The 11,921-nt window shown below is 74.1% G+C and carries 10 protein-coding genes; 2 read left to right on the forward strand and 8 right to left on the reverse strand.

Annotation, left to right across the window (positions count from 1 at the left end; all coding sequences use genetic code 11):
- Positions 1 to 380 precede the first annotated feature (380 nt).
- The 4 genes from C1A33_RS12055 to C1A33_RS12070 form a co-directional block, all read right to left on the reverse strand.
- Entirely contained in the window at positions 381 to 1,361 is a 981-nt protein-coding gene (locus tag C1A33_RS12055; RefSeq protein ID WP_243407455.1) for a lysylphosphatidylglycerol synthase transmembrane domain-containing protein, read from the reverse strand.
- Positions 1,362 to 1,680: 319 nt separating this feature from the next.
- Positions 1,681 to 3,651 carry a 1-deoxy-D-xylulose-5-phosphate synthase gene (gene dxs / locus C1A33_RS12060; RefSeq protein WP_101831608.1) on the reverse strand — a complete coding sequence of 657 codons (1,971 nt, stop codon included), beginning with the start codon at positions 3,649 to 3,651 and terminating at the stop codon, positions 1,681 to 1,683.
- Positions 3,652 to 3,940: 289 nt separating this feature from the next.
- Positions 3,941 to 5,314, reverse strand: a complete 1,374-nt coding sequence (locus tag C1A33_RS12065; RefSeq protein ID WP_101831609.1) for a class I SAM-dependent RNA methyltransferase — start codon at positions 5,312 to 5,314, stop codon at positions 3,941 to 3,943.
- Complete coding sequence (locus C1A33_RS12070; protein ID WP_101831610.1) at positions 5,311 to 7,473, reverse strand: APC family permease; 2,163 nt, start codon at positions 7,471 to 7,473, stop codon at positions 5,311 to 5,313. The genes C1A33_RS12065 and C1A33_RS12070 overlap by 4 nt, the downstream gene beginning before the upstream one ends.
- 167 nt (positions 7,474 to 7,640) lie before the next feature.
- On the opposite strand from C1A33_RS12070, the gene C1A33_RS12075 reads away from it, so the two are divergent.
- Positions 7,641 to 8,303: a potassium channel family protein gene (locus tag C1A33_RS12075; RefSeq protein WP_101831611.1), complete on the forward strand. Its 663-nt coding sequence runs from the start codon at positions 7,641 to 7,643 to the stop codon at positions 8,301 to 8,303.
- Positions 8,304 to 8,305: 2 nt separating this feature from the next.
- Positions 8,306 to 8,995 carry a potassium channel family protein gene (locus C1A33_RS12080; protein ID WP_101831612.1) on the forward strand — a complete coding sequence of 230 codons (690 nt, stop codon included), beginning with the start codon at positions 8,306 to 8,308 and terminating at the stop codon, positions 8,993 to 8,995.
- A 67-nt stretch (positions 8,996 to 9,062) separates the two neighbouring features.
- Here C1A33_RS12080 and C1A33_RS12085 read toward each other — a convergent pair whose 3' ends face one another.
- From C1A33_RS12085 to dut, 4 genes are all read right to left on the reverse strand, one after another.
- On the reverse strand, positions 9,063 to 9,824 hold the full coding sequence (locus C1A33_RS12085) for a DUF3159 domain-containing protein (RefSeq protein WP_101831613.1): 762 nt from the start codon (positions 9,822 to 9,824) through the stop codon (positions 9,063 to 9,065).
- Between the two features lie 47 nt (positions 9,825 to 9,871).
- A complete protein-coding gene (locus C1A33_RS12090; protein WP_101831614.1) occupies positions 9,872 to 10,258 on the reverse strand; it encodes an OB-fold nucleic acid binding domain-containing protein in 387 nt (128 codons plus the stop codon).
- A gap of 267 nt (positions 10,259 to 10,525) precedes the next feature.
- On the reverse strand, positions 10,526 to 11,257 hold the full coding sequence (locus C1A33_RS12095; protein ID WP_423748065.1) for a DUF3710 domain-containing protein: 732 nt from the start codon (positions 11,255 to 11,257) through the stop codon (positions 10,526 to 10,528).
- Entirely contained in the window at positions 11,238 to 11,852 is a 615-nt protein-coding gene (gene dut / locus C1A33_RS12100) for a dUTP diphosphatase (protein ID WP_101831615.1), read from the reverse strand. The genes C1A33_RS12095 and dut overlap by 20 nt, the downstream gene beginning before the upstream one ends.
- Between the last annotated feature and the right edge of the window lie 69 nt (positions 11,853 to 11,921).

Here is an 11,921-nt window from a genome sequence, read left to right on the forward strand (position 1 = left end):
GCCCGGCGCGGGGTGGGCACCCGGCACGGGGGGGGCACCCGGCGGTGGGGCGGCCGGCGGCGGCTGTGCCCAGGGACTGAGCGGGCCGGTCGACTCCGTCGGATCGGCGCCCTCGGCGCCCCGCTCCCGCCGACCAGACGGGTACTCACTGCCCTGGCCGTTCATGTGACTCCCTCGTGACGCGGCCGGCCCACCGGCACCCGACCCGGTCGGCTACCGCCGCTCATCACATCATCCTGCCCGTGTTCGTCCGATACGGGCAGTCCAGATCGGACATCCGACTCGCAGTCGCCGGTCCGGGTCATAGTGCCGCCAGCCGGCCCCGCACCGCCCTGACCAGGCGTTACCAGGCGCCGCGGCGACCAGCGCGACCAGTTGCGTCATCCCCGCGCGGCGGTGCCGCGCAGCGGGTCCGCGGCCTGGTCCACAGCTGCCGGCAGGCCCGGTCCGCCACCATCACCGCCATCGCCGCGCTGGCGCGCGTCGCCCCGCCCGCGCAGGGCGACGCCGACCGCCGCCCACACCAGGTCGGCGACCGTGGCCAGCAGACGGGCGACCAGAGCGACGAGGGTGGCCGGTCCGCCGGCGATCGCGGGCGCGAGCGCGAGCACGAGAACCGCCTCCCGCACCCCCGCCCCCGCCGGCACGACCAGCACGAGGAAACCCGCCGTCCAGGCCAGCGCGTACGCGCCGGCGGACAGCAGCAACAGCCGCGCGCCGCCGACGTGCGGATCGAGATCGCGCACGAGCAGCCAGGTCGCGAGGCCATACCAGCAGAAGCTGACGAGCAGCCAGCCCGCCCCGGCCGCGATCGGGCGCAGCGTGAGCGGCTCGTCGAGCGGCGCGCGGCGCAGCAGCCGGAACGCCAGCGCCAGCAGGCGCGACAGTACCGGCGGGGCGAGGACGACGGCGAACACCGGCACCGCGGCCAGCGCCCACCAGTAGCTCGCGAGCGCCTCCGCCGAGACGAACGGCAGGGTCACCGCGGCGGCCAGCCCGCCGCTGGGCACCGCGAGGGCGAGGACGACGAGGCTCGCCGACGCCGCCTTCGGCCGGGAGACGCCGTAGTCGCGCGACAGCTCCATCTGGGCGAGGACCGGCCACACGCTGCCGGGGATGTACTTGCCGATCTGCCCCACGAAGAAGATCCGCACCGCCGCGCGCAGCGGCAGTCGGGCGCCGAGCCCGGCGAGCAGCGCCCGCCAGGACAGCACGGTCGTGCCGACGGCGAGCACCGTCGCGACCCCGGAGGCGATCACTCCACCGACGGTGAGCAGGTGGAAGGACTCGCGCACGTCCCGCCACTGGCTGACCAGGGCGAGCGCCAGCAGGCCGAGCGCCAGCAGCAACGCGCCGCGCACGAGCCACCAGCGCGCGCCGCGCCGGCCGCCGCGCGCCCCCGGCGAGGACGGCGGCTGCGACGGAGCGGGCGCGTCCGGCGCGGACGCGTCCGGCGCGGACGGGTGCCCCGGCGCGTTCAGCGCGGATCGGTGCCCCCGCGCGTTCAGCGCGGACTGCTGCTCTGCCACCGGGCCAGCCTAGGCCGCGCTGGCCGCCGTCGGCCCGGCGACCCCGGGCCGGCCGCGCGGGCCCAGGGTTGCGCGGGCCCGCTCCAGGCGGGACGACCGTGACCCCGCCGCGCCCGCAGGGGCGGCGGGGCCACGGCTTCGTCAGTGCGCGTCAGCGCTTGTCGGCGACCTGCTCCCCGGTGCGCCGGGCACCGGGCACCGGGCTCGCGGCGGCGTCCGCCGGGGCGTCCTCGAGGGCGGGCTGGCGCTTCGCGATCGCCTCGACGACCTTGCGGGCGAGGTCCTGCGGGGCAAGCCCGACCTCGGCGAGGATCTCGTCCCGCTTGGCGTGGTCGAGGAACTTCTGCGCGATGCCGAAGTCCCGCAGCGGGACGTCGACGTCGGCGTCGCGCAGCAGCTGCGCGAGCGACGAGCCGACCCCGCCGACCCGGCCGTTGTCCTCGACGGTGACGACGAGGTCGTGGTCGCGGGCGAGGTCGACCAGGGCCGGCGGCAGCGGCTTGACCCACCGCGGGTCGACGACCGTGATGCCGATGCCCTGGCTGGCGACGAGGCGCGCGACCTCCAGGCAGGGGGTGGCCATCACGCCGACCGCGACCAGCAGCACCTCCCGGTGCTGGGCGACCGCGGGCGAGCGGAACAGCACATCGACCCCGCCGACCGTGTCGATCGCCGGGACGTCCTCGGCGACCTTGCCCTTGGCGAAACGCACCACCGTGGGGTGGTCGGTGGCAGCGACGGCCTCGCGCAGCTCGGCGCGCAGGGTCGGCGCGTCGCGCGGCGCGGCGATCGCCAGGCCGGGCACGACCTGCAGGAACGACATGTCCCACATGCCGTTGTGCGACGCGCCGTCCTCACCGGTGACCCCGGCCCGGTCGAGCACGAACGTCACCGGCTGGCGGTGCAGCGCGACGTCCATGAGGACCTGGTCGAAGGCGCGGTTGAGGAACGTCGCGTACAGGCACACGACGGGCTTGAGGCCACCCATCGCGAGGCCGGCGGCGGAGGTCACCGCGTGCTGCTCGGCGATGCCGACGTCGAAGACCCGGTCCGGGTAGGCCTTGGCGAACGAGCCGAGGCCGACCGGCTGGAGCATCGCGGCGGTCAGGGTGACCACGTCGGGCCGCTCGGCGCCGATCTGGACGATCTCGTCGGAGAAGATGCTCGTCCAGCTGGTCGTCTTGGACGTGGACTTCGCCTTGCCGGTGGCCGGGTCGATGACGCCGATGCCGTGGAAGTTGTCGGCGTCGTCCTGCTCGGCCGGCGGGTAGCCGAAGCCCTTGCGGGTGACGCAGTGGACGATGACGGGGCCACCGAAGCTGCGGGCGCGGCGCAGGGCCGACTCGACCGCGACGACATCGTGCCCGTCGACCGGGCCGACGTACTTGAGGCCCAGGTCCTCGAACATGCCCTGGGGCTGGACGACGTCCTTGATGCCCTTCTTGATGCCGTGCAGCGCGTCGAACAGCGGCGCGCCGACCAGCGGCGTGCGGCCGAGGACCTGTTTGACGACGTCGAGGACCTGCTCGTACTCGGGCGCGAGGCGCAGGGCGGCGAGGTGGTCGGCGAGGCCGCCGATCGTCGGCGCGTAGGACCGGCCGTTGTCGTTGACGACGACGACGACGGGCCGGTCGTCGGCCGCGATGTTGTTCAGCGCCTCCCAGCACATGCCGCCGGTGAGCGCACCGTCGCCGACGACGGCGACGACCGCCCGGTCCTCCCCGCGCAGCGCGTAGGCGCGGGAGAGCCCGTCGGCGTAGGACAGGGCCGTCGAGGCGTGCGAGTTCTCGATGATGTCGTGCTCGGACTCCGCCTGGCTCGGGTAGCCCGAAAGGCCCCCCCGCTGGCGCAGCCCGCCGAAGTCATCCACCCGACCGGTGAGAATCTTGTGGACGTAGGACTGGTGTCCGGTGTCCCACAGGACGCGGTCGAAGGGCGAATCAAACACTCGATGAATCGCAAGCGTAAGCTCGACAGCCCCGAGATTGGGGCCGAGGTGACCCCCGGTACGCGCGACGGCGTGAATGAGGAAATCACGGATCTCGGCCGCCAGGGTGCCGAGCTCCTCATGGTCGAGGCGCTTGACGTCCTGGGGACTGTTGATCGTGGACAGAAGCGACACGGCGTGAACTCCCTCTCCCGAAAGGGGATCGGTCCGGGTCCGGCAAAGTCTACGCAGGTCAGCAGGGGGCCCGCAGACGCCCTGACGACATGTGAGTTCCTCGCGGAACGCGGGGCAATAGGTGTCGTCAGGGTAGAATCAGCCTCCCGCTTGCCCACTATTGGTCGGGATCCGGGCACGCAGACGTGTCGCCGGCCCCGGCGTGGCGTGCGAGCGACACGCCGCGGCGACCGGGTGGCGCCGCAGCCGAGCGGCCCGCACCCAGAGGCCCGCCGCCGACTACTCGGCGCTATTTGCCCGACGCTGGCAGTTCGGTGACGCGCGGCCGCAACAGCGCCACACACTCCACATGGTGCGTCATCGGGAAAAGGTCGAACACACGCAGCGAGACGAGTTCGTAACCAGCGGTCGACGCCGCCGCCAGGTCCCGGCCGAGGGCGACCGGATCACATGCGACGTAGGCAACGGCACGCGGGTGGTGGGCGAGCAACGCGGCCATCACCGCGGGCCCCGCGCCCGCCCGCGGCGGGTCCAGCACCGCGACGTCGACCCCACCCCGTGACGTTCCGGACTCGTCCGATGACCGGCCGCCGACTACCCCGCGCACCGTCGCCGGGGTGACCCGCACCCCACGCAGCGACACCTGGGGCAGGTCAGCGAGGTTGTCGGCCGCCGCGGCGACGGCCGCCGCGTCCGACTCCATCGCGACGACCCGCCCGCGCGGGCCGACGTCGGCGGCGAGGAACGCGGCGAACAACCCCGCCCCGGCGTACAGGTCGAGCGCGGTCTCTCCCGGCCGCGGCCGCAGTGCCGTCCGCACCGCGTCCACCAGCACCTCCGGGGCGGCGGGGTGTACCTGCCAGAACACCTCCGGGCCCACGGCGAAGCGCCGCTCCCCCACCACCTCGACCACCCGCACACCCGGCGGCCCGTCCGGGCCGGGGCCGGGACGCACGGCGACGGCCACCTGCCGCGTCGCCGGGCTCACGGCCACCTCGACCGCGTCGGCGCCGGGGAAGCGACGGCCGGCCACCGCGTCGAGGAGCAGCGGATGGGCGATGCGGCAGTCGGGGGTCGCCAGGACCAGGTGGGAACGGCTGGCCCGCAGCCCGATCCCGCCGTCCTCGGTCACCGCGAACCGCATCCGGGTCCGCCAGCCCAGCCCGCCAGCCCCCGGGTCCGCACCCACGCCTGTGCCCGTGTCCGCGCCTGTGCCCGCGGATCCGACGGGCGGCGGCCCTTCGACGACGACGGGGACGTCCAGCCCGGCGAAGCGGCGCAGCGACTCGGCGACCACGGCGGCCTTGCCGGCCCGCTGGGTCGCGAGGTCGGCGTGCTGCCAGTCGCAGCCCCCGCAGGCGCCGGGTCCGGCGTGCGGGCAGGGCGGCTCGACCCGGCCGGGCGCCGCGGTGAGGATCTCCACCGCGTCGGCCCGCCAGTAACGGTCGTGGGAGGCGTCGGTGACGCGGGCCCGGACCCGCTCGCCGGGCAGCGCGTGCCGGACGAAGACCACCCGGCCGCCGGTCCGGGCGACGCAGAACCCGCCGTGCGCGACCGGCCCGACCTCGAGGTCGAGCAGGGTTCCAGGCGCGGCCGACGAGGCCAGCGCGCCGGTGCCGGCGCCCGAGGCCGGAGCGGATCGGCGCGGCCGGCGGGTACTCACGTCCGCTCCGCGGGTCCGGACCCGGGGGCGGCGGTGGACGTGGCCGACCCGGCGGTCGAGGTGGCCGATCCAGCGGAGCTTGCGGCCGATCCGGCGGAGCCCGTGCCCTCGGCGGAACCCGGCGCCGCGGTGCCGGCGGGGGTGCCGCCGGGCCCGGAGACGGCGGACGGGCCGGGCAGGGCGGCCCGTCCGCGGCGCACCGCGCCGGCGCCGGCGCCTTCCCGGCGCTCCTCGACCCGGGCCGACGACGCCAGCTGCCAGGGCACGCTGGTGACCATCACGCCGGGCTGGAACAGCAGCCGCGCCTTGAGCCGCAGGGCGCTCTGGTTGTGCAGCAGATGCTCCCACCAGTGCCCGACGACGTACTCGGGGACGTAGACCGAGACCACGTCGCGCGGGCTCTCCCGTCGGATGCGTGCCACGTAGTCGAGCACTGGCCGGGTGACCTCCCGGTACGGGGAGGCGAGCACGACGAGGTCGATGGTGATGCCGCGTTCGGCCCAGGCGGCGCGCAGCCGGTCGGCGTCGGCCTGGTCGACCGCGACGGTGACAGCGACGAGGCTGTGCGGCCGGGTGGCCTTCGCGTAGGCGAGCGCGCGCAGCGTCGGCGCGTGGATCTTGCTGACAAGCACGACGCCCCGGATGCGCGAGGGCAGCGTGGGCGGCCCGGGCTCCGGGGTGAGCTCGACGGCGACCCGGTCGTAGTGGCCACGGATCCCCCGCATGATCACGAAGATGATCGGGATCGCCAGGCAGACGATCCACGCCCCGTGGGTGAACTTGGTGACCAGGACCAGGACGAGGACCGTGCCGGTCAGGCAGGCGCCGAGGAAGTTGATCGTCTGCGAGCGGCGGAGGCCCCGCCGGCTGGCGGGGTCGCTCGCCCGCGGGTCGTCCTCGTCGCGCAGAATGCGCGCCCAGTGCCGCACCATCCCCGCCTGGCTGAGGGTGAACGAGATGAACACCCCGAGGATGTAGAGCTGGATCAGCTGGGTGACCTGCGCGTCGAACACGACGATGAGCAGCACCGCGAAGCTCGACAGCAGCACGATGCCGTTGGAGTAGGCGAGCCGGTCGCCGCGGGTGTGCAGCTGGCGGGGCAGGTAGCCGTCGCGGGCGAGGATCGAGCCGAGCACCGGGAAGCCGTTGAACGCGGTGTTCGCGGCGAGCATCAGGATGAGCGTGGTGACCGTCGCGATGTAGGCGAACCCGATCGAGCCGTGGCCGAACACCGCCTCGGCGACCTGGGCGATGACAGTCGGCTGGTCCCCGTGCGCGCCGAGCAGGTCCTTCGTGTGCTCGGCGACGTGCACGTCCGAGATGAGCGCCAGCGCGGTGACGCCGGCGAACATGGTGACCGCGATGAGGCCCATCATCAGCAGCGTCGTCGCGGCGTTGCGGCTCTTCGGCTTGCGGAACGCGGGCACGCCGTTGCTGATCGCCTCGACGCCGGTGAGCGCGGTGCAGCCGGAGGCGAACGCCCGCAGCACGAGGAAGGCCAGCGCGAAGCCGGCGTAGTCGTGCTCGGCGACGACCGTGTACCCGGCGCTCTCGGCCTGGGGGGTGTGCCCGAGCGCCGCCTGCACCAGACCCGTGATGATCATGACGAAGACGCCGGCCACGAACCCGTAGGTCGGGATGGCGAACGCCGTCCCCGACTCGCGCACGCCGCGCAGGTTGATCATCGTCAGCAGCACGACGATGATCACCGCGATGAGGACGCGGTGTGGAGCGAGACCCGTCACCGCGGATGTCAGGTTGGCGACACCCGCCGACACCGACACCGCGACCGTCAGGACGTAGTCGACGAGCAGGGCGCAGGCGACAAGCAGCCCGGCACGCGGCCCGAGGTTGGTCGAGACGACCTCGTAGTCACCGCCACCGCTCGGATAGGCGTGCACGTTCTGCCGGTAGGAGGCGACCACCGTCAGCATCAGCACGATGACGGCGCCGGCCAGCCAGGGCGAGACATGGTAGAAGGCCAACCCGCCCAGCGACAGGACGAGCAGGATCTCCTCGGTCGCGTAGGACACCGAGGACAGCGCGTCACTGGCGAAGACGGGCAGAGCAACCCGTTTGGGAAGCAATGTCTCCCCGAGCCGGTCACTCCCGATCGGTCGACCGACAAAACCGCGCTTGAGGCGGTCCGTGAGCGCCACGCGGCGATGCTACCGACGACGAGAAGCATCACACACAACTGTGACGTGGCACACATAAGCGCAGGTCGGTCGGACCACGGCGCCCGGCGGGCCACCAAGTTCCGCATACGGAGAGTTCCCGGGACGATCCGCGCCGCCGGCGGCGGATACCGCTACTCTCAACTCTCGTGCATGTCGTGATCCTCGGCTGCGGCCGGGTCGGCTCCGCCCTCGCCCGCGCCGCCGAGCGCCTCGGCCACTCGATCGCGATCATCGATCAGGACGCGGCGGCCTTCGGCCGGCTGCCCGCCGACTTCGCCGGGCAGCGCGTGACGGGCGTGGGCTTCGACCGTGACACCCTCGTCGAGGCGGGCATCGAGCGGGCCGCGGCCTTCGCCGCCGTCTCCAGCGGTGACAACTCCAACATCATCGCCGCCCGGGTGGCCCGCGAGATGTTCGGGGTCGAGCAGGTCGTCGCCCGCATCTACGACCCGCGCCGGGCCGAGGTCTACGAACGCCTCGGCATCCCCACCGTCGCCACCGTGCGCTGGACCCGCGACCAGATCCTCGGCCGGTTGCTCCCCGAGGCCGTGACCCCCCAGTGGTCCGACCCGTCGGGAACGGTCATGCTCACCGCGGTCCCGCCCGGCCCGGCCTGGGTCGGGCGCAAGGTGCGGGAGGTCGAGGAGACCGCGGGCGTGCGGGTGGCGTGCGTGACCCGCTTCGGCGAGGGGGTGCTGCCCGACGCGCGCACCCTCGTCCAGGATGGCGACGTGCTGCACGTCGCCGTCGTGAAGGCGCGGGCCACCGAGGCCGACCTGGTGCTGCGCCGCGGTCCGGAGGAGGGATGAGCATGAGCGCGCGCCGAGTGGTGATCGCGGGCGCCGGCAAGGTGGGCCGCTCGATCGCGGCCGAGCTGCTGGACAACGGGTCCGAGGTGCTCATCATCGAGCGCGACCCCGCCAAGGTCCGCACGGACGCCGTGCCCGGCGCCCGCTGGCTGCGCGCCGACGCCTGTGAGCTGTCGCAGCTCGACGCGGCCGGGCTCAACGACTTCGCGGTGCTCGTCGCCGCCACCGGGGACGACAAGGTGAACCTCGTCGTCTCGCTGCTGGCGAAGACCGAGTTCGGGGTGCCGCGGGTCGTCGCCCGGGTGAACCATCCCAAGAACGAGTGGCTGTTCACCGAGTCCTGGGGGGTGGACGTCGCGGTGTCCGCGCCGCGGCTGCTCACCGCGCTGGTCGAGGAGGCTGTCAGCGTCGGCGACCTGGTACGGCTGATGCGCTTCCGGCAGAGCGACGCCTCCCTGGTCGAGCTGACCCTCGCCGAGGAGTCGCCCATCGCCGGGCGGCGGATCAGCGAGATCGAGCTGCCCGCCGACACGGCGCTGGTCGTCATCCTGCGCGACGGCCGGGCGGTCATCCCCTCCCCCGACGCGGCACTGGAGAGCGGCGACGAGGTCCTCGCCGTCGCGACGACCAGCGAGGCCGAGGAGGAGTTGGCCGCCCTGCTCGGGCCGCCCCCGTCGGCCGCGTCCGACTGAGCCGCCGCTGCCGCTGCCGCTGCCGCTGGCCCGGCCCGGCCCGGCCCGCCGGACTGTCGCTACGCGGTCAGCGAGGCGGATCCGCCGGGGCGGTGACGCCGCCGCCGGGCCCGTCGGCGCGGACCGCGTCGCCGTGGACCACCTCGCCGTGGACCACCTCGCCGTGGACCACCTCGCCCTCCACGACCATCCCGCCGGCCGGGTCGGCCGGTTTCGGCGGCAGCGGGGCGAGGCGGCGCACGATCGCGAAGCTGGCCAGCACCGCGACGCCGAACAGCGGCAGGCCGAGCGCGATGTTCGCCGCGGCGAGCCAGCCGGTCCGGTCGGCGAGGTAGAGCACGCCCTGCACGGCGAAACGCAGGCCGAACACGACCGCCCAGATGAGCGTCGCCCAGATCGCGGCGCGCCGCTGGCGGCGGTCGTCACGCCAGCCGGCGTAGCGGGTGTCGAGCCCGGCCATCAGGTAGCCACCGATCGGCCGGCGCACCGCCACCGAGAGCAGCGCCACCACCGTGCCGAGGGCGTTCTTGGCGATGCCGGGCAGGAAGAAGCCCTTCGCGTCGCCGGTGCGCGAGGCGACGAACGCGGCGAACCCGACGGCGAACAGCCCGCTGAACGTCTGCTGGATCGGCTCGCGCCGTACGATCCGCAGCGCGAGCAGGGCCACGGCGGTGGCGACGGCGACCACGATCCCGGCGGTCAGCCCGGCCTGGGAGTTCACCGTCACGAACGCGACGGTGGGCAGGGAGCTGTCGAGAATCCCCCGGGGCCCGCCGATGGCCTCGGACATCGACATCGGCTGGGCGTCGGGGGCGGGCAGTCGTGGCATCGTCGGTGAGGATCCTGTCGGTGTGGGGCCGGTCCCCACCGCGGGGCTCAGGCGCTGGCGGAGGAGACCGGTAGCAGTTCGTACCGCGGGTTGAAGATGTTCGGACGGTCGTCCTGCAGCGTCACGCGGCCCGAGGCCTTGACCGACGCACCGGCCCGCAGCCCGGGAATGTCGCGGCGGCCCAGGAAGACCAGGGTCACGGTGCCACTGCCGTCGTAGATGTCGACCTCCAGGGTCGGTGCCCCGGAGCGCGCGCGGACCGTCACCGCCTGGATGGTACCCGCGACGCAGATCTCGTCCCGGTCGCGACAGCGACTCATCGGTGCCGCGCCGCACGCCGCGGCGGCGGCCTGGAGATCCTCGGCGTCGAGCTGGCTCGTCCCTGCCGTCAGCCTGTGGAGCTTGCGCCCCCACCAACCGCGTGGCTCGCCCACGGCTCCTCCGATCACGCGCGAGCACCTCTGCCCGGGCACGTCTGATGCAACGAATGGCCGAGGCTCAGTGTGCCCGCGCCAAGCCGCACGATCGAGCGATCCGCGGACGAATACCCAGCGTGCACGCAATGTGCCGGCGCGTCGTGATCGGGCGGCGTGTCGGTGCCGGCTGGCCACCGCCACGCCGACCGCGTCCGGCCGGTGGGCACCGCCACCGACCAGGCGGCGCACCTTCGGGGGGACCGTCAGCGCACCACCGTGCGCAGGTCAGCGGAGCTCGGCGGTGCGCACCGGCGGAACGGGCATCTGCGGACGCCCGCTCGTCGCCGACTCGGAGCTGCCCCCCGGCCCGTCCGGATGGTCGGCGACCTCGCGCGGCAGGGTCAGCGGCAGCGGGTCCCGCACCGGCATCGCGCCGTCGCCGCGGGCCACGACCAGCTGCCGCAGCGTCTCGTCCAGCAGCGGCGCCGAGCCTGGATCCCGCCCGGCGGCACCCGTCACCACCGCGCGCACGAACCAGCGCGGGCCGTCCACCCCGATCATCCGGGCGGGCACGGACTCGCCGGGCTGGCCGGTCGGCAGCCGCATCCGCAGCTCCCGCCCGAACGAGCCACCGGCCTCGGCCCCGCCGCTCGCCTCGATCGTCTCGAAGATCTCGGCACGCACCTCGTCCCACAGGCCGCGGCTCTTCGGCGCGGCGAACACGGACAGCTCCATCGCGCTGCGCCCGTCGGTGACCACCACCGTCAGCGGCTCGCCGGTCGCCTCGTCGACCTGGAACTGCACCTGCACCCCCGGCAGCGCGGGGATGCGCAGCGCACCGAGATCAAGTCGGTGCAGCTCGTCGTCCGGCGCCTCGCTGACGTCATACGGCCCGTCCGCGATGCCCGGCGCCGACCGACCGGGCGACTCCGACCGCGTGTCCTCGTTGTCCTGCGCACTGCTGTACCCGTCGGAGTCCCTGCGCTCCGCGGAATCCTTACGCCCCCGGCCGAACACCAGCGGCCTCCCTTCCCGTCGCCCCGGCGGCTCCCGCGCCCGCACCGGCACCGGCACCGACCTCGGCGCCCGAACCGTCCGAACCGTCCGTCGGGGCGACACCAGCCGTCGACCCGGAACCAAAACCGCCTGTGGAGCCGAAGCCCCCGACGCCGCGCACCGAATCCGGCAGCTCCGCGACCTCGCGGAAGACGGCGTGCTCCACCCGCTGCACGACAAGCTGGGCGATCCGGTCGCCCCGGCGCAAGGTGATCGTCTCGGATCGATCGGTATTGATCAGAACAACCTTGATTTCTCCACGGTAGCCGGCATCGACGGTCCCCGGCGCGTTGACGAGGGTCACGCCGTACCGGGCGGCCAGGCCGCTGCGCGGGTGCACGAACGCCGCGTACCCCTCGGGTAGCGCGATGGCCAGGCCCGTGCCGACGACGGCCCGCTCCCCCGGGCCGAGCGTGACGTCGCTCGCGGCCACCAGATCGGCGCCGGCGTCCGACGGCTGGGCGTAGACCGGCCCCGCCAGCCGCGGGTCCGTGCGGCGCACGAGGACCTCCACCCGGCCGGGTGGGGCCGGGGTCGTCGGATCGGTGGCGGACATCGTTCTCCTAGCTGGCAACGGTACGCTCGGTCGACAGGACGGGCGGACACGGACGGGACGGGGGCGGGG

It is taken from the genome of Frankia canadensis (assembly GCF_900197875.1).
GTDB classification, from domain to species: Bacteria; Actinomycetota; Actinomycetes; order Frankiales; family Frankiaceae; genus Frankia; species Frankia canadensis.

Bases quoted from the DNA above. Each gene is read 5' to 3' on its own strand.
- dut (WP_101831615.1), bottom strand. From the start codon at position 11,852: ATGTCCGCCACCGATCCGACGACCCCGGCCCCACCCGGCCGGGTGGAG.
- C1A33_RS12080 (WP_101831612.1), top strand. From the start codon at position 8,306: ATGAGCGCGCGCCGAGTGGTGATCGCGGGCGCCGGCAAGGTGGGCCGC.
- C1A33_RS12085 (WP_101831613.1), bottom strand. From the start codon at position 9,824: ATGCCACGACTGCCCGCCCCCGACGCCCAGCCGATGTCGATGTCCGAG.